This window comes from Amycolatopsis kentuckyensis, assembly GCF_041679295.1.
Lineage (GTDB): Bacteria > Actinomycetota > Actinomycetes > Mycobacteriales > Pseudonocardiaceae > Amycolatopsis > Amycolatopsis kentuckyensis_A.
The window spans coordinates 440,745-456,257 of the sequence record NZ_JBGDMD010000001.1 but is presented as its reverse complement, the minus strand read 5'-3'; the positions used below and the strand labels follow the sequence as shown (position 1 = coordinate 456,257).

Annotated in this window: 21 protein-coding genes; 20 read left to right on the top strand and 1 reads right to left on the bottom strand. The window is 72.3% G+C overall.

The genetic code is table 11. The features are described from left to right. The first annotated feature begins 216 nt into the window (after positions 1-216). From ACERZO_RS02050 to ACERZO_RS01955, 20 genes are all read left to right on the top strand, one after another. A complete protein-coding gene (locus tag ACERZO_RS02050) occupies positions 217-609 on the top strand; it encodes a SchA/CurD-like domain-containing protein (RefSeq protein ID WP_372660725.1) in 393 nt (130 codons plus the stop codon). Further along, on the top strand, positions 606-1,664 hold the full coding sequence (locus tag ACERZO_RS02045) for an amidohydrolase family protein (RefSeq protein ID WP_372660722.1): 1,059 nt from the start codon (positions 606-608) through the stop codon (positions 1,662-1,664). Before ACERZO_RS02050 ends, ACERZO_RS02045 begins: the two co-directional genes overlap by 4 nt. Beyond that, complete coding sequence (locus tag ACERZO_RS02040) at positions 1,645-2,508, top strand: diaminopimelate epimerase (RefSeq protein WP_372660719.1); 864 nt, start codon at positions 1,645-1,647, stop codon at positions 2,506-2,508. Before ACERZO_RS02045 ends, ACERZO_RS02040 begins: the two co-directional genes overlap by 20 nt. Then, positions 2,505-3,380, top strand: a complete 876-nt coding sequence (locus tag ACERZO_RS02035; protein ID WP_372660717.1) for an NAD(P)-dependent oxidoreductase — start codon at positions 2,505-2,507, stop codon at positions 3,378-3,380. Before ACERZO_RS02040 ends, ACERZO_RS02035 begins: the two co-directional genes overlap by 4 nt. Before the next feature lie 93 nt (positions 3,381-3,473). Next, a complete protein-coding gene (locus tag ACERZO_RS02030) occupies positions 3,474-3,713 on the top strand; it encodes a hypothetical protein (RefSeq protein WP_372660714.1) in 240 nt (79 codons plus the stop codon). Positions 3,714-3,742: 29 nt separating this feature from the next. Continuing rightward, positions 3,743-4,498 carry a SchA/CurD-like domain-containing protein gene (locus tag ACERZO_RS02025; RefSeq protein ID WP_372660711.1) on the top strand — a complete coding sequence of 252 codons (756 nt, stop codon included), beginning with the start codon at positions 3,743-3,745 and terminating at the stop codon, positions 4,496-4,498. A gap of 39 nt (positions 4,499-4,537) precedes the next feature. Next, positions 4,538-4,858, top strand: coding sequence for a TcmI family type II polyketide cyclase (locus tag ACERZO_RS02020; RefSeq protein ID WP_372660708.1), 321 nt, complete (start codon positions 4,538-4,540; stop codon positions 4,856-4,858). Then, positions 4,855-5,289, top strand: a complete 435-nt coding sequence (locus ACERZO_RS02015; RefSeq protein ID WP_372660705.1) for a cupin domain-containing protein — start codon at positions 4,855-4,857, stop codon at positions 5,287-5,289. Before ACERZO_RS02020 ends, ACERZO_RS02015 begins: the two co-directional genes overlap by 4 nt. Next, positions 5,286-6,506 (top strand): ketosynthase chain-length factor, encoded by a 1,221-nt coding sequence (locus ACERZO_RS02010; RefSeq protein WP_372660702.1) that lies wholly within the window; start codon positions 5,286-5,288, stop codon positions 6,504-6,506. The genes ACERZO_RS02015 and ACERZO_RS02010 overlap by 4 nt, the downstream gene beginning before the upstream one ends. 49 nt (positions 6,507-6,555) lie before the next feature. Continuing rightward, positions 6,556-6,777, top strand: coding sequence for an acyl carrier protein (locus ACERZO_RS02005; RefSeq protein WP_155545791.1), 222 nt, complete (start codon positions 6,556-6,558; stop codon positions 6,775-6,777). A 2-nt stretch (positions 6,778-6,779) separates the two neighbouring features. After that, positions 6,780-7,229: an SRPBCC family protein gene (locus ACERZO_RS02000; protein ID WP_372660699.1), complete on the top strand. Its 450-nt coding sequence runs from the start codon at positions 6,780-6,782 to the stop codon at positions 7,227-7,229. Positions 7,230-7,264: 35 nt separating this feature from the next. Further along, a complete protein-coding gene (locus ACERZO_RS01995) occupies positions 7,265-8,023 on the top strand; it encodes an SDR family NAD(P)-dependent oxidoreductase (RefSeq protein ID WP_372660696.1) in 759 nt (252 codons plus the stop codon). Next, the gene (locus ACERZO_RS01990; protein WP_372660693.1) at positions 8,023-8,352 is read left to right on the top strand and encodes an antibiotic biosynthesis monooxygenase family protein; all 330 of its coding nucleotides are present in this window, start codon (positions 8,023-8,025) and stop codon (positions 8,350-8,352) included. Before ACERZO_RS01995 ends, ACERZO_RS01990 begins: the two co-directional genes overlap by 1 nt. Continuing rightward, positions 8,349-8,660, top strand: a complete 312-nt coding sequence (locus tag ACERZO_RS01985) for an antibiotic biosynthesis monooxygenase family protein (RefSeq protein ID WP_372660690.1) — start codon at positions 8,349-8,351, stop codon at positions 8,658-8,660. Before ACERZO_RS01990 ends, ACERZO_RS01985 begins: the two co-directional genes overlap by 4 nt. Positions 8,661-8,686: 26 nt before the next feature. Then, entirely contained in the window at positions 8,687-9,961 is a 1,275-nt protein-coding gene (locus ACERZO_RS01980) for a beta-ketoacyl-[acyl-carrier-protein] synthase family protein (RefSeq protein WP_372660687.1), read from the top strand. 33 nt (positions 9,962-9,994) lie between these two features. Continuing rightward, positions 9,995-11,059 (top strand): methyltransferase, encoded by a 1,065-nt coding sequence (locus tag ACERZO_RS01975; protein ID WP_372660684.1) that lies wholly within the window; start codon positions 9,995-9,997, stop codon positions 11,057-11,059. Beyond that, positions 11,056-12,222 (top strand): LLM class flavin-dependent oxidoreductase, encoded by a 1,167-nt coding sequence (locus ACERZO_RS01970; protein WP_372660681.1) that lies wholly within the window; start codon positions 11,056-11,058, stop codon positions 12,220-12,222. The genes ACERZO_RS01975 and ACERZO_RS01970 overlap by 4 nt, the downstream gene beginning before the upstream one ends. Next, positions 12,219-13,106: an NmrA/HSCARG family protein gene (locus ACERZO_RS01965; protein ID WP_372660679.1), complete on the top strand. Its 888-nt coding sequence runs from the start codon at positions 12,219-12,221 to the stop codon at positions 13,104-13,106. The genes ACERZO_RS01970 and ACERZO_RS01965 overlap by 4 nt, the downstream gene beginning before the upstream one ends. Before the next feature lie 160 nt (positions 13,107-13,266). Next, a complete protein-coding gene (locus tag ACERZO_RS01960; RefSeq protein ID WP_372660676.1) occupies positions 13,267-13,683 on the top strand; it encodes an enediyne antibiotic chromoprotein in 417 nt (138 codons plus the stop codon). A gap of 69 nt (positions 13,684-13,752) precedes the next feature. Continuing rightward, complete coding sequence (locus ACERZO_RS01955; RefSeq protein WP_372660673.1) at positions 13,753-14,742, top strand: Gfo/Idh/MocA family protein; 990 nt, start codon at positions 13,753-13,755, stop codon at positions 14,740-14,742. A gap of 27 nt (positions 14,743-14,769) precedes the next feature. On the opposite strand, the gene ACERZO_RS01950 is transcribed toward ACERZO_RS01955, so the two are convergent. Further along, entirely contained in the window at positions 14,770-15,429 is a 660-nt protein-coding gene (locus ACERZO_RS01950; protein WP_372660670.1) for a TetR family transcriptional regulator, read from the bottom strand. Between the last annotated feature and the right edge of the window lie 84 nt (positions 15,430-15,513).

Below are 15,513 nucleotides of genomic sequence, written 5' to 3'. Positions count from 1 at the left end.
TCGCCTCGTCTTTCGATACCGTCACGCGCCAAAGCTAAACACCGGGTGGCGAGCCCGGCCATGTGGTTCTGGCGGAAGTAGTGGCGCCGATCGGCAGTTTCGGCGGCAGTTGCCCCGATTGCCTGGCCAGCCGGATGCGCCGTGCCCATCCTTGCCTCAGTGGGGCACGGATCCGATCCGCTGCGAGAACTCGCGGGAACTCCAAGAGGTGATCAGATGACGCAGGTTGCGGCGATAGCCTGGACGTTTCGCCGGGAATGCAGGAACGAAGTCGAGAACTTGCTCCTGCGCTATCCCCCGCCGGACTCGCTGGAAATAACCGGCGACGACGGGAATGTGGTCGGCCGCATGCTGGCGACCGCCGTTTTCCTGCGCGACAACCTCGTCGTGCGCGTCATGGAGTTCGAAGGCCCGCTGCCCGAGCTGCTGCGCCAGAAGTCCATGGAGTCGACGCACGCGGAGATCGACCGCGCGCTGCAGCAGTACCTCGAGAAGCCCGCCGACCTCAGCACCCCCGAGGGGTTCCGGACCTTCTTCGCGGACTCCGCGATGCGCTGCCTGTACTTCCGCAAGCCCGCCCAGGACCCGACGGGAGCGATCGCGCGATGATCATCGACGTCCACGGGCACATCATCTCGGCGGAAGCGGCCGAGCGCGCCCCGATGCCCCGCAGCCTGGTCGACGTGGAAGGCATGATCGAGGCCAAGGCGGCGGCCGGCATCGAGCTGACCATCGTCGGCAGCCCGAGCGGCGCGCGGACCATGGCGCCCGCGGACCGGTTCGCCGGGTACCGGCAGCCGTTCGGCTACCAGCAGCCGTTCGACCAGCTGCGCGCGCTGCACGACTGGCTCGGCGAGACCGTGCGGAAGTGGTGGCGCAATCTGCGCGCCTACGTCTACTGCGACGTGTTCGGCGACGACAAGAGCATCGCCGCCGCGGCGGAAACCCTGCGGGAGCCCGGTTTCGTCGGGCTCATCGCGAACTTCAGCGCGGACGCCGAGTACCTCGACTCCCCGCGCGCCGACGCCTTCTTCGCCATGGCCGAAGAGGCCGGCGTGCCGATCCTGCTGCACGCCGGTCCGATGCCCGCGAGCTGCCGGGACATCGCGAACTACGGCCTGCTGGAGATCTTCGGCCGTCCGTGCGACGCGACCCTCGGGCTCGCCGCCCTCGTGCTGTCCGGCCGGCTGGAACGCCACCCGTCGCTCAACTTCATCTCGGCGAACTCGGGCGGCGCCTTCAGCCTGTTCGCCGACCGCATCGACTGGGCGGTCCGGCCGCGGCACTGGGACGACCGTACGACGCAGAACCGCGGCGAAGACGACGCCGCGGGCGCCCCGGTGCCGGAGCTGCACCGGACCGCGTCGTCGCTGCGCCCCAGCGAGCTGGCGGCCCGCCTGTACGTCGACACCACCTTCGACCACCCCAGCCTGCACGAGGCGAACCTGCGCCTGCTCGGGGCCCGGCACATCGTCTTCGGCACCGACGCGCCGCCGATCCCGGTCAAGTTCGAGGACAAGGTCCAGGCCGTGCGCGACCTCCCGATCGGCGAGGCCGAGGTCCAGGACGTCCTCGCCGGGAACGCGCTGCGGCTGTTCGACCTCACGGACTTCCTCGAAGCCCGTGCGTCCGCCGAGGAGCGCCGTGTCGCCGCCGGCGGTTGACCGGGGGCCGCGGTACGCGAAGGGCTTCTGCGGCGGCAACGACTTCGTGCTGCTGATCGATCCCGACGACGACGTCCGGCTGACCGGGAACGCCGTGCGCGGCCTGTGCGACCGGTACCGCGGCCTCGGCGGCGACGGCGTGCTCCGCCTGGTGCGCACCGAGTTCGCCGATCCGGCGCTGGCCGGCGCCGCCGAGTGGTTCATGGACTGCCGCAACCCGGACGGCACGGTCGCGCCGATGTGCGGGCCGGGGCTCGGGCTGGTCGCGCGCTACCTGCTCGACGCCGGCCTGATCGCGCCGGGCGAGGTGTGGATCGGGACCAGCGTCGGCGCGAAGCGGACCGTCATCGACGACCGCGGCACGACGTCGATCGAGCTGCTGCCGCCGGAGTTCCTCGGCTCGGCGTCGGTCCGGCTGGGCGGGCGCGAGTACCCGGGCAGCGTCATCTCGCTCGGCAACCTGCACCTCGTGTGCTTCGTGACGACGCCGGTCGAGACGCTCGACCTGTCGGCCGAACCCGTGCTGGCCGGCCCCGGGTTCGGCGACGCCGACCTCGACATCACCTGGGTCAACGTGCTGGCCGACGGCCGGCTGCGCACCCGCGTGTACGAACCGGGCACGGGCGAGATGCGTTCGTGCGGCACGGCCGTGTGCGCCGCCGCGGCCGCCCGCCAGCGGGCGGAAGGCGCCTGGGGCACGACGGTCGTCGACACCGACGCCGGGCCCCTGTCGGTCACCCTCCGCGGGCACGGCAAGACCGTGTTCACCGGCGCGGCCAGCGTCGCCGCGCTGGGGACCCTCGACGCCACCTGGATCACCTCTCTCGACAAGGAGCCGTCATGACGGAACCGGACACCACGATCGCGTGCCTGGGCCTCGGCGCGATGGGGTCGGGGCTCGCCCACCGGCTGCTCGACGCGGGCCGGCCGGTCTCGGTGTTCAACCGGACCGAGGCCAAGGCGAGCCCGCTGACCGGCCGCGGCGCGCGGTTCGCGGCGACGCCCGCGGCTGCCGTCGCCGACGCCGGCACGGTCCTGGTCAGCCTCAGCGGCCCCGAAGCCGTGGACGAGGTGCTGTTCGGCGACGACGGCGCCGTGCACGGCCTCAAGCCGGGCGCGGTGGTCGTCGACGCCTCCACCGTCTCCCCGGAGTTCTCCCGCGGCTGCACGGCGCGGCTCGCCGAAGCCGGGGTGTCGCGGGTGGAGGCCTGCCTGATCGGCAACCCGTTCCAGGCGAGGTCCGGTGAGGTGCGCGTGCTCGCCGCGGGCGACGAAGCCGACGTCGCCAAGGTGGCGGACCTGCTCGGCGTGATCGGCAAGCACACCTGGCACATCGGCGGCACCGGGTCGGGCGCGAGCGCGAAGCTGGCGTTCAACGCGTTGCTCGGCGTGCAGCTGGCCGGCCTGGCCGAAGCGCTCGACATCGGTGCGGCGGGCGGGGTCGACCGCGACCGGCTCCTCGAGGCGATCGCGGGCAGCGGTTTCAGCTCGCCGGTGCTGGGCTTCCGGGCCGCGCTGGTGCGCGAGAACCGGCTGGTGCCGGCGGCGTTCCGGACCGACCTGATGGCCAAGGACCTCCGGCTCGCCGAGCGGACCGCGCGGGAGCACGGCCTCGACGCCGGTCTGGTGACGCACGCCGCGGGGCGGTTCGCGGCGGTGACCGAACGGGGCGACGGCGCGAAGGACGCCGCCGTCGTCCTCGCCCGAGCCGAGTGAAGTTCCGGTGTTCCTGCAGGTACAAGCACGTGGTCGTCCGAAGCCGCCCGGGGTTGGCTGAGGGTGCCGGGGAGAAAGGAAGGTGAGGGCCGGATGCCGGGTCGTCGTTTCGTCCGGAGTGGACAGTCGCGCCGCCGCCTGCGCGCGCTCGGCCGGTACACCCTGGCGGCACTGGCTTCGGTGGGCGCCGCCTTCAACTTCTACGTCGCCCCGCTCGTCCCGGCCGAACCGGGCGGACCGGGCGGACCGGACCCCGGTTCCCCGCCGGAACCCGCGCCGCTGACCGACGTCGAGCTGAGCGCGTGGGCCGGCATCACGCGGAATCTGACCTGACCGGTGCACCGAGTGAGAAAGGTAGGAAAGTGTCGTTTGCCGCCATCAGTTACAACATCCGCCCGGACACCGAGGCCAAGATCGCCGAGATCTTCTCGGCCACGGGGTTCAAGCGGACCGGCTCGCCGGTCGTCTACGACGCGGACGGGAACGAGGTCGGCCTGATCCCCGCCACCGGGTTGTTCATCGGGGACGACAGCATGGTCCGGATCATCCAGTACCAGGGTGAGCTCGGCGACGTCGCCCGGCACATGTCCCGGCAGACCACGGTGAAGTTCGCCGAGCAGCGGCTGAGCCCGTTCCTCGCCGAGCCGCGGGACACCCAGACCGAGCAGGGTTTCCTCCGGTACTTCGAAAACAGCCTGATGGCCGACTGCGGCGGGTCGACGACGCCGGACCGGCTCGCGCGCATCACGGTGATGCGGTTCCGCCACCCGGGTCCCGCCCACGCGGACTTCGCGCTGGAGAGCCGGGTGCCGATCTGGGCGGAGCCCGGGCACCCGGACGGTCCCGCGCTGCTGGCCGAACGCTGGTACCGCAACGACGAGTCCGTCGTGCGGCTGTGGCAGCACACCGGCGAGCTGCGGGACGTCGCGCGCGCGGTGGCCGGGGACGCGACGGCCTTCGCGCACGAAACCCGGCTGCTGGCCGCGCTGTCCGGCGGGACGCTGCGGCCGACCGAAGAGTCCTACCCGGACGTCGTCGGCCGGCTCGCGATGCGCTGCCTGTCCCAGCTGGCGATGCACGACTCCCCCGCGGGCGAAATCCTGCCCGCGCGCGTCTGAAACCCCTGTCCGACAACGAGACCACCTTCGGAGGTGCGCGTGCAGAGAACACTGATCGTGGCCCGCATGGGTGCGGACGACAGCGCGGACGTCGCCCGGATCTTCGCCGATTCGGACGCGTCCGAGCTGCCGCACCTGATCGGCGTGAGCCGCCGGACCCTCTTCCGCTTCCACGGGCTCTACTTCCACCTCGTCGAAGCCGACGAAGACATCACCCGGGACCTGTACCGGGCCCGGTCCCACCCGCTCTACAAGGACATCAACGAGCGGCTCGGGGAGTTCATCAGCCCGTACGACCCCGGCTGGCGCGAACCGAAGGACGCCATGGCCGAGACCTTCTACAGCTGGAGTGCCACGTGACGCAGAAGATCGCGCTCGGCGACGTGCCCGCCAACCGGCGGCGGGGCGGTGACCTGCGGGTCCTGCTCAGCCCGAAGACGGTGCAGTCGACCACCGGGTTCATGGGCGGCGTCACGCTGCTGCCGGGCGAGTCCGTGACGGAGCACTACCACCCGTACTCCGAGGAGTACCTCTACGTCGTCCGCGGCACGCTCGTGCTGACGCTGGACGACGAGCCGGTCGAACTCGGTGCGGACGAGGCCGTCCTGGTGCCCAAGGACGTGCGCCACCGGCTGGAGAACCGCGGCACCGAAGCCGCGTTCGCGGTGTTCCACCTGTGCCCGCTCGCCCCGCGGCCCGAACTCGGGCACGTGGACACCGAAGCGCCGGCCAATCCCGCCGAGGCCGGCATGGACGTCGGCGGGCCGGTCGCGGCCGCGGAGCGCCGGTGACCACCGCCGTGGTGACCGGCCTCGGCGTCCTCGCGCCCAACGGGATGGGCGTCGAGGAGTGCTGGGCCGCCACCCTGGCCGGGAAGACCGGCATCCGGCCGATCTCCGGGTTCGACGCGTCCCGGTACTCGGTCACGGTGGCCGGGGAGCTGGCCGGCTTCCACGCCGTCGACCGCGTCCCGCGCGGCCTGATCGTGCAGACCGACAAGTGGACCCAGCACGGCCTGGTCTGCGCCGAGAGCGCGCTCGCCGACGCGGCCGTCGACCCCGCGGCGCTCGGCGAGTACGAGATGGCGGTGGTCACCGCGAGCTCGTCCGGCGGGAACGAGTTCGGCCAGCGGGAGATCCAGCGCCTGTGGGAGAAGGGCCCCGAGTTCGTCGGGGCGTACCAGTCGATCGCGTGGTTCTACGCCGCCACCACCGGCCAGGTCTCGATCCGGCACGGGATGCGCGGTCCGTGCGGGGTGGTCGCCACCGAGCAGGCCGGCGGGCTCGACGCCATCGGCCAGGCCCGGCGCCTGCTCCGGGCGGGCACCCCGGTGATCGTCACCGGCGGCACCGACGCCTCGCTGTGCCCGTACGGACTGGTCGCGCAGACCGCCACCGGGCGGATGTCGACGCGCGCCGACCCCGGCCGCGCGTACCTGCCGTTCGACGCCGACGCATGCGGGCACGTCGTCGGCGAAGGCGGGGCCATCGCCGTCGTGGAGGACAACGCGGCCGCGGTGGACCGGGGCGCGCCGCGGCGCTACGGCGAGATCGCCGGGTACGCCGCGACCTTCGACCCGCCACCGGGTTCGCCGCGGCCGCCCGGGCTGCGCCGCGCGGCGCTGGCGGCGCTGGAGGACGCGGGGGTGGCTCCCGGCGAGGTCGACGTCGTCTTCGCGGACGCCGCGGGGACCCCGGCGCTCGACCGCGACGAGGCCGCCGCGATCGCCGCGGTCTTCGGGCCGGCAGGCGTCCCGGTGACCGCGCCCAAGACGATGACCGGCCGGCTGCTCGCGGGCGGCGCGGCGCTCGACGTCGCGTTCGCGTTGCTGGCGATCCGGGACTCGGTGGTCCCGCCGACCGTCGGCGTCCGCCCGGACGCCGGCCACCACCTCGACCTGGTGCTCGACGAACCGCGGGAGGCGCGGGTGCGGATCGCGCTGGTGCTCGCCCGCGGCCACGGCGGCTTCAACTCCGCGATGGTCGTGCGCCAGTGCGGAATCGGTTGACCGAGAAGGGAGACAGGCAGTGTTCACTTTGGACAGTCTGAGAAGGATCATGGACGCCACCGGCGGCGCCGACGACGGGGTCGACCTCGGCGGGGACATCGGCGCCACCGAGTTCACCGACCTCGGCTTCGACTCGCTGGCGATGCTGGAGATCCAGGCGCGCGTCAAGCAGGAACTGGGGATCTCCTTCCCCGAGGACTCCGCGACCCTGCTCCTGCGTCCCGACGACCTGGTCGCCTACGTCAACAGCAACCTCGTGGAGGTGGTCTAGGCGTGGCCGGGCACACCGACAACGAGATCGTGATCGACGCCCCGTTCGACCGGGTGTGGCGGATGACCAACGACGTCGCCGGCTGGCCGCAGCTGTTCAGCGAGTACGCCGAAGCCGTCATCCTGGAGCAGCGCGGCGACACCGTGCGGTTCCGGCTTTCGCTGCACCCGGACGAGAACGGCAAGACCTGGAGCTGGGTGTCCGAGCGGACCCCCGACCCGGCCACCCGGACCGTGCGCGCGCACCGCGTCGACACCGGTGTCTTCAAGTACATGTCCCTGTTCTGGGAGTACGAAGACCTCGGCGGCCGCGTCCGCATGCGCTGGGTCCAGGACTTCGAGATGAAGCCGGGCGCGCCGCTGGACGACGCGGGCATGACCGACCGGCTGAACACCAACTCCGCCGGCCAGCTGAAGCTGATCAAGGACAAGGTCGAAGCGGCCGCCGGCTGACCCCACCCACCCGACTCATCCCAGGGAGGAAGACCATGGCACTTTCCCTTGCCAGGAAACGCGTTCTCGTCACCGGCGGGACCCGCGGCATCGGCCGCGGCGTGGTGCTCGCCATGGCGGACGGCGGCGCCGACGTCGTCACCTGCTACCACAGCGACACCGACGCGGCGAAGGCCCTCGAAGCCGAACTGTCCGAACGGGACGGCAACCACCACGTCGTGCAGGCGGACATCGCCCAGGAAACCGAGATCGACCGGCTGATCGAGGTGTGCGGCGAGCGCCTCGGCGGGCTCGACGTCCTCGTGCACAACGCGGGCGCGATCAGCCACATCCCGTTCGTCAAGCTCGAAGTGGCGGACTGGAACCGGGTGCTCGACACCAACCTGACCGCCGCGTACCTGCTGGCGCAGCGCGCGATGACGCACCTGCGGCCGGGCTCCACGATCATCAACATCGGGTCGAAGGTCGCCGAGATCGGCGTTCCGCTGCGCGCCCACTACACGGCCGCGAAGGCCGGGCTCACCGGCCTCACCAAGTCGCTGGCGAAGGAACTGGGCGCGCAGGGCGTGCGCGTCAACCTGGTCGCCCCCGGGATCATCGCGACCGAGATGGCCGAGCGGGCCACCGACCACGAACGCGCGGCCGTCGAAGAGCGCCTGGAGGGCTACCGCAAGCGGATCCCGCTGGGCCGGCTCGGCGACCCGGCCGACGTCGGCGCGGTCGTCGCCTTCCTGGCGAGCGACGCCGCCGGGTTCGTCAACGGCGCGGTCGTCACCGTCGACGGGGGCATGTGATGGGGGCGCCGGAGACCTTCCGGGTGATCCTCCGGTTCGAGATCAAGGAGGGTGCCGAGCCGGAGTTCGAAAAGACCTGGCTCGACATCGCCGACGTGATCACCGGGCACCCCGCCAACCTCGGGCAGTGGCTGCTGCGCAGCACGCAGGACGGCGCACCGGTCTACTTCGTCATCAGCGACTGGACGAGCGAGCCGGCGTTCCGCGAGTTCGAAACGAGCGCCGACCACCTGGAGCACCGGGTGAAGCTGCACCCGTTCCGCACGGGCGGGTCGATGGAGACGACGACGGTGGTGCACGCGCTGCAGGCCGCCGGCGCGGCCCGATGAGCCGGGTGCGCGTGCTGCTCTACCTGCGCGGCGCCGACAGCGAGCCGATCGAGCGGGCGTACCACCGGATCAGCGGGACCCTGGCCGGGACGCCGGGCCTGCTCGGCAACGAGCTCCTGCGGTCGCCGCACGACCCGGCGGAGCTGGCGGTGCTCAGCGAGTGGGCCAGCCTCGAGGAGTTCGACGCCTGGGAGCGCGGCCCGGACCACCGCGCGTCGACCGCCCCGCTGCGGGACCACCAGGACGGCACCCGCGCCAAGCCGTTCGCGATCTACCAGGTCGTGTCCGAACACCGCGCCGACGCGTAGGACCACCGTTCTCGGAGAGGAAGCTCATGGTACTGCCGGCACAGGGCCGCCGGGTCGCCGTCACCGGCATCGGCGTCGTCGCCCCGGGCGGGATCCGGAAGAAGGAGTTCTGGGACCTGCTGTCGAACGGGCGAACCGCCACCGACCGCATCACGTTGTTCGACCCCAGTGGGTTCCGGTCGCAGATCTCGGCGCAGGTCGACTTCTCCCCCGTCGCGAACGGGCTGAGCGAACGCGAAATCCGCCGGATGGACCGGGCCGCCCAGTTCGTCGTCACCAGCACCCGGGAGGCGATCGCCGACAGCGGCCTCGACTTCGGGGCGATCCCGCCCGAGCGCGTCGGCGTCAGCGTCGGCAGTGCCGTCGGCGCGACGACCGCGCTGGAGCGGGAGTACGTGGTGCTCAGCGACCACGGCAAGCACTGGGAGGTCGACGAGGACTACGTCGTGCCGCACCTGTACAGCTTCATGGTGCCCAGCACGCTGGCCACCGAGGTCGCCTGGGCGGCGAACGCCGAAGGGCCCGCGGCGGTCATCTCCACCGGCTGCACGTCCGGCATCGACGCCGTCGCCCACGGCGCGGCGCTGATCCGGGAGGGGTCGGCCGACGTCGTCCTGGCCGGCGCCACCGACGCGCCGATCTCGCCGATCACCGTCGCGTGCTTCGACGCGATCCGGGCGACCTCGGCGAACAACGCCGACCCCCGGCACGCGTCCCGGCCGTTCGACCGCGAACGGGACGGCTTCGTCATCGGGGAGGGCGCGGCCGTGCTGCTCCTCGAAGAGCTGTCCGCCGCGCGGGACCGCGGGGCGCACATCTACGCCGAGTTCGCCGGGTACGCGGCGCGCAGCAACGCCTTCCACATGACCGGGCTCCGGCCGGACGGCCGCGAGATGGGGGAAGCGATCGACCGGGCGCTCGAGCAGGCCCGGCTCGATCCGTCCGAAGTGGACTACATCAACGCGCACGGGTCGGGTACCAAGCAGAACGACCGGCACGAAACCGCGGCGTTCAAGCGGAGCCTGGGCGAGCACGCCCGCGCGGTGCCGGTGAGCTCCATCAAGTCCATGGTCGGCCACTCCCTCGGCGCCATCGGCTCGATCGAGCTCGCCGCCTGCGCGCTGGCGCTGGAGCACCAGGTGGTCCCGCCGACCGCCAACCTGAGCACCCCGGACCCCGAGTGCGACCTCGACTACGTCCCGGTGCACGCCCGCGAACACCCCATGGACGTCGTGCTCAGCGTCGGCAGCGGCTTCGGCGGCTTCCAGTCCGCCGCGGTGCTGACCCGGCCGGCGTCCTGACCCACCCCAGCCCATCCGATGAGAGGACACCTCGTGACCAGTGAAGTGATCGCCCCGCCGACCGCCGGGGCGGGCTTCCCGAACCTGGCCGTGCTGCCGCCCCGCGTCCGCGTGATCATGCTCGTCACCGCGCAGTGGCTGTCGCACTCGATCAACGTGCTCGCCGAGATCGGCGTCGCCGACCACCTGGTCGACGGCCCCCGCACGGTCGCCGAGATCGCCACGGCCACCGAAACCGACCCCGACGCGCTGTACCGCGTGCTGCGCGCGGCGGCCTCGCTCGGGGTGTTCGCCGAGCGGCCCGACGGCCGGTTCGAGCTGACCCCGGACGCCGACTGCCTGCGCAGCGACACCCCCGGCAGCCTGCGCAACTTCGCGCGGCACGTCGGCCACGCCTGCCGCCTGCAGTCCTACGCGTCGATGGTGGACACGGTCCGCACCGGCGAGCAGGCGTTCCGGAAGGTGCACGGCATGCAGTCGTTCGACTTCTACGCGGCGCACCCGCACCTGGCGGAGGTCTTCAACGGCGCGATGACGGCCTTCAGCGAAGCGGCCGCCGAGGAGCTGAGCGGGCTCGGCGACTTCGGCCGGTTCGGCGTCGTCGCCGACATCGGCGGCGGGCACGGGCACATGCTGTCCGCGGTGCTGCGCGCCCACCCGGGCGTCCGGGGCATCCTGTTCGACCGGCCCGAGGTGCTCGCCGGCGCGGACCCGGTGCTCGAACGCAACGGCGTGCAGGACCGGGTCACGCGCACCCCCGGTGATTTCTTCGCCGACGTGCCGGTGGCGGACGCCTACGTCCTGAAGAGCGTCCTGCACGACTGGACCGACGACGAGTGCGTCGCGATCCTCGGCAACATCCGGCGGCGCATCGGCGACCACGCGGACGCGCGCGTGATCCTGTTCGAGGCCACCGTGCCCGAGCTCAACACGTTCGACTTCAGCAAGCTGATGGACATCGAGATGCTCGTCAACCTCGGTGGCCGGGAGCGGACCGAGGCCGAGTGGCGGGCGCTGTTCCACACCAGCGGGTTCGAGCTGGCCACCACGACCCGCGCGACGCCGCCCAACTGGGTCCTGGAGGCGAAGCCGCGATGAGCCGCTCCGTGTCGCCCGGGATCGTCTGGGCCACCAGCGCGCCGGTCGCGGCGGGGGTCGGCCACCTGAACCTGGCGAAGCTGGCGGGCATGGGTTCACTGTGGACGGTCGACCACCTGGTGAGCCCGTTCCCCCGCAGCGTCTGGGACACCGATTTCACGTTCCTGGCCAAGGGCTCGCCCACCCCGGACGAGGCGTTCGACTTCGCCGCGGCCCTCGGGCACCTGGCGGCCAAGGCCGGCAACGTGCGGCTCGCCGTCGGGGTGACCGATCCGCACCGCCGCCACCCGGTGAGCCTCGCGCAGACGTTCCTGACCTTGTCGCACTTCACGCGCAAGCCGCCGATCCTCGGCCTCGGCGCCGGGGAACGGGAGAACCTCGACCCCTACGGCGTTTCCCACGACCGGCCGGTGGCCCGGCTGGCCGAGGCGGTGCAGATCATCCGGCAGTGCTTCGATGCCACCGAGCCGTTCGACTTCGCGGGCGAGTTCTTCCGGCTCGACCAGGCGGTGCTCGACCTGCGGGCGCCGAAGGGCCGCCGGCCCGAGATCTGGCTGGCCGCGCACGGCCCGCGGATGCTCGAGCTGACCGGCCGGTACGCCGACGGCTGGTACCCGTGGGAGCCGGTCGACCCGGACGAGTACGGGCGGCGGCTGCGCGAGGTCCAGGGCGCGGCGAAGCGGGCCGGGCGCGACCCCGAAGCGATCCAGGCGGCGCAGGTGCTGACCGTGGTGCTCGGCCGGGACGAGCGGCACGTGCGGCGGCTGCTGCGCGCCAAGTCCGTGCGGTACCTCGCCTTGCTCGCCGACGCGAGCGCGTGGCGCGCGTTCGGGGCCGAGCACCCCCTCGGCCCGGACTTCCGCGGGGCGATGGACCTGCTGCCGCACCGGTACAGCCGGGCCCAGGTGGAGGACGCCATCCGCGCGGCTCCCGACGAGCTCGTCGCGAGCCGGGTGGTCGCGGGTACGCCGAAGCAGGTCCGGGACCGCATCGGCGGGCTGGTGGACGCCGGGCTGCGGCACCCGGTGCTGGTCGCGGCGTCCGCGCTGGTGGCGCCGGCCGACGCGGTCTACAGCATGGCGGGCCTGGTGTGGCTCAGCCGAAGCCTGCGCACCCGGCGAGCCGGCCGGGTGTCGCCCGTGACCCAGGAGGTTCCGGTATGAGTCTCGACGTCCTCGTGGTGGGCGCGACCGGTCAGCAGGGTGGCGCGGTCGCCCGCGAACTGCTCGGGCGCGGGCACGTCGTCCGGGCGCTCACGCGCAAGCCGGATTCGCCGGCCGCGGTCGAGCTGGCCGCCCTCGGCGCCGAGGTGGTGCCCGGCGACCTCGCCGTCGCCGCGTCGATCGAAGAGGCCGCGCACGGCGCCGACGCGGCGTTCCTGCTCTCGGATTCCTTCGACGCGGGAACGGATTTCGAGATCACCGCCGGCGTCGGCGCGATCGACGGGCTGCGGCGCGCGAAGGTGGGGCACATCGTCTACACGTCGGCGGCGAGCGCCGATCGCGACACCGGCGTCCCGCACTTCGACAGCAAGGCGGCGATCGAGCGGTACCTGCGGGAGCACCGCGTGCCGCACACGGTCGTCGCGCCGGCGTTCTTCATGGAGAACCGGTTCTTCGGCCTGCGGCGGACCGAAGACGGCTGGCTCCTGCCGACGCCGATGCCCGCGGCGCGGGCGCTGCAGCAGATCGCCGTGGCCGACATCGCCGGCTTCGTGCGCCACGCGGTGGAACACCGGGACGGCGTGCTCGGCGAGCGGTTCGACATCGCCGGTGACGACCTGACCGGCGCGTCCGCCGCCGCAGTCCTGGAACAGATCATCGGCGAACCCGTCCGCTACGCGGCGATTTCGCCGGACGCGCCGTTCCTCGGCCCGGACCTCAGCGCGATGTTCAAGTACATCGACCGGGTCGGGTTCGCCGCCGACGTCGCCGCGCTGCGCGCCGACTTCCCCGACGTCGGCTGGCACACGTTCGAGGAGTGGGCGAAGCGGCAGGACTGGCAGCACATCGGCGCCAAGCCGATCAAGGCCGTGCCGACGGCCTGATCCTCGCCGGACACCGGCAGAAAACACGCAGTTGATACTTCTCGCTTGCCATGTTGTGAACTTTTCTCCTAGTATCGGAGACACGGTCAAACGATCACGGCCACCCCGGCCGCATGGTTCCCGACCGGCACTTTCCCTCGATGATTCGGAGTGTTCCTGCATGTCCAAAATCACCAAGGTGCGGTTCTTCGCGGCAACCGCGGCGGCGTTCGCCGCCGTCATCGCGGGCAGCACGGTGGCCGACGCGGCACCGGAAGCACCGAGCGTGACGGTGTCCCCGGCCGAGGGCCTGGCCGACGGAGCGTCGGTGGCGGTGTCGGCCACCGGCTACACGGCGAACGAGACGGTGACGATCTGGGAGTGCGCCGGCGGCACCACGGGCCCGGTGTGCGACACGGGCAGCCAGTCGACGACCACCGACGCCTCGGGAGCGGTGTCGACGTCGTTCGTGGTGCACAAGGTCCTGACGACGGCGTCCGGGCCGGTGGACTGCACCACGGTCGCCAACGGCTGTTTCGTGGGCGCGGCCAACGAGTCCTACAGCGAAGTCGCCTCGGCGGTGATTTCGTTCGGCTGACGGCTCGCGGCCGGTCGGCCCCACCCCCAGCGGTCGACCGGCCGCTTCCCTCCGTGGAGAGGCACCGGAATGAGCCTGCTGCGCGTCGGCGTCCTGGGGTGCGCGAGCATCGCCTGGCGCCGGATGCTGCCGGCGTTGACGCGCCACCCCGACGTCACGGTGGTGGCGCTGGCCAGCCGGGCACCGGAGAAGGCTGCGCGGTTCGCGGCCCGGTTCGGCGGCGAGGCCGTGACCGGCTACGACCGCCTGCTGGCCCGAGGCGACCTCGACGCGGTGTACGTCCCGCTCCCCGCGGCCCGGCACGCGGACTGGGTCGAGCGCGCGCTCGAGGCGGATCTGCACGTCCTCGCCGAGAAACCCTTGGCCACCACGGCGAAGGAAGCGGAACACCTGGTGTCACTCGCGGCCGGGCGCGGGCTGACGCTGGTCGAGAACTTCATGTTCCGCTGCCACTCCCAGCACGCCACGGTGCGCGAGGTGGCGGCCGCGGGAACGATCGGCACGGTCCGCTCGCTGACGGCGGAGTTCACGATTCCCGCACCCCCACCGGACGACATGCGCTACGACCCGCGGGCAGGCGGCGGCGCGCTGCTGGACATCGGCGTGTACCCGATCCGCACGGCACTGGATTTCCTCGGCGAGGACAGCGAAGCCGCCGGAGCGACACTGAACATCGATGCCCGGTTGCGCGTCGACGTCGGCGGGTCCGCGTTGCTGACCGGACCGGCGGGCCGGACGGCGCAGCTGACGTTCGGCATGCGCCACGGGTACCGCTCCCGCTACGAACTGACCGGCTCCGAGGGCCGCATCACGGTGCTGTGGGCGTACACGCCACCGGCCGGCCACGCGCCAGTGATCCGGATCGAGAGCGGCAACGGGGTCGAGGAGCGGGTTCTGCCACCCGACGACCAGTTCGCGGCCGTGGTGAGCCGGTTCGTGGCGCGCGTCCGAGAGGGCGTGCCGTCGGATCTGGAAGGCCCGGCGATCCTCGCGCAGGCGCGTCTGGTGGACCGGATCCGGGAACGGGCGGTCCTGCTGCCGGAGCCCGGTCCGCGGTAGGCAGCGTCAGCCCGCAACCGGTCCCGGTCACGACTCCCGCGTCACCCCCAGGGCGACCGCGCGCAGCAGCGTCGTCAGCTGTTCGCGGAACCGCAGCGCGCTGTGCGCCCACCGCGGCACCTCGTCGTAGAGCCGGCGCAGGGTCGGCGACGGCCGCGACAGCTGGAACAGGTACGCCGCGCAGCTCATCGCCGCCGTCAGGATCGTGCGGGCGCCCTCGGCGTCCAGACCGGCTTCGGCGCCGGCTTCGGCGAGGGCGGCCGTCATCGCGTCGAACGACGCCGAGGCCGCGGTCTTGTACCGGCGCGCCCGCTCCAGCCGGACCGCGCCCTCCAGGCTCAGGCCGACGTGCGTTTGCAGGTCGCAGAACAGGGGGAGGGCGTCGAGGGAGCCGGCGACCACGTCGGCGATCCCGGCCGCGGTGAGGTGGCGGCCGCCGAGGTCGGCGAGCAGCCGGTCGCGCCATTCGGACCAGCCCTGCTCGGCCAGTTCGAGCAGGAGCTCTTCGCGGGATTCGAAGTACCGCCGCAGCGCCGACGGGTGCAGGCCGACGCGGCTGGTGACCTCGGTGAGCGTGACCTCGCGCACGCCGCGGTCGACCGCGAGCTCGCGCGCGGCGGTCAGCAGGGCCGTCTTGCGGACCTCTTTGTCCTGGTCGGAGCGGGCGCGCTGGCGGGGCTGGGACATCCCTCCACGATAACGCAAGCGCTTTGACTTAACTTCGCGCCCGGCGTACGGTCGGTTTAACGCAAAGGCATTGCGTTAACTGAG

Excerpts from the sequence above, each read along its gene's own strand:
- ACERZO_RS02050 (WP_372660725.1), top strand. The coding sequence starts at position 217 with ATGACGCAGGTTGCGGCGATAGCCTGGACGTTTCGCCGGGAATGCAGG.
- ACERZO_RS02045 (WP_372660722.1), top strand. The coding sequence starts at position 606 with ATGATCATCGACGTCCACGGGCACATCATCTCGGCGGAAGCGGCCGAG.
- ACERZO_RS02035 (WP_372660717.1), top strand. The coding sequence starts at position 2,505 with ATGACGGAACCGGACACCACGATCGCGTGCCTGGGCCTCGGCGCGATG.
- ACERZO_RS02030 (WP_372660714.1), top strand. The coding sequence starts at position 3,474 with ATGCCGGGTCGTCGTTTCGTCCGGAGTGGACAGTCGCGCCGCCGCCTG.
- ACERZO_RS02005 (WP_155545791.1), top strand. The coding sequence starts at position 6,556 with ATGGACGCCACCGGCGGCGCCGACGACGGGGTCGACCTCGGCGGGGAC.
- ACERZO_RS01995 (WP_372660696.1), top strand. The coding sequence starts at position 7,265 with ATGGCACTTTCCCTTGCCAGGAAACGCGTTCTCGTCACCGGCGGGACC.
- ACERZO_RS01990 (WP_372660693.1), top strand. The coding sequence starts at position 8,023 with ATGGGGGCGCCGGAGACCTTCCGGGTGATCCTCCGGTTCGAGATCAAG.
- ACERZO_RS01985 (WP_372660690.1), top strand. The coding sequence starts at position 8,349 with ATGAGCCGGGTGCGCGTGCTGCTCTACCTGCGCGGCGCCGACAGCGAG.
- ACERZO_RS01980 (WP_372660687.1), top strand. The coding sequence starts at position 8,687 with ATGGTACTGCCGGCACAGGGCCGCCGGGTCGCCGTCACCGGCATCGGC.
- ACERZO_RS01970 (WP_372660681.1), top strand. The coding sequence starts at position 11,056 with ATGAGCCGCTCCGTGTCGCCCGGGATCGTCTGGGCCACCAGCGCGCCG.
- ACERZO_RS01965 (WP_372660679.1), top strand. The coding sequence starts at position 12,219 with ATGAGTCTCGACGTCCTCGTGGTGGGCGCGACCGGTCAGCAGGGTGGC.
- ACERZO_RS01960 (WP_372660676.1), top strand. The coding sequence starts at position 13,267 with ATGTCCAAAATCACCAAGGTGCGGTTCTTCGCGGCAACCGCGGCGGCG.
- ACERZO_RS01955 (WP_372660673.1), top strand. The coding sequence starts at position 13,753 with ATGAGCCTGCTGCGCGTCGGCGTCCTGGGGTGCGCGAGCATCGCCTGG.
- ACERZO_RS01950 (WP_372660670.1), bottom strand. The coding sequence starts at position 15,429 with ATGTCCCAGCCCCGCCAGCGCGCCCGCTCCGACCAGGACAAAGAGGTC.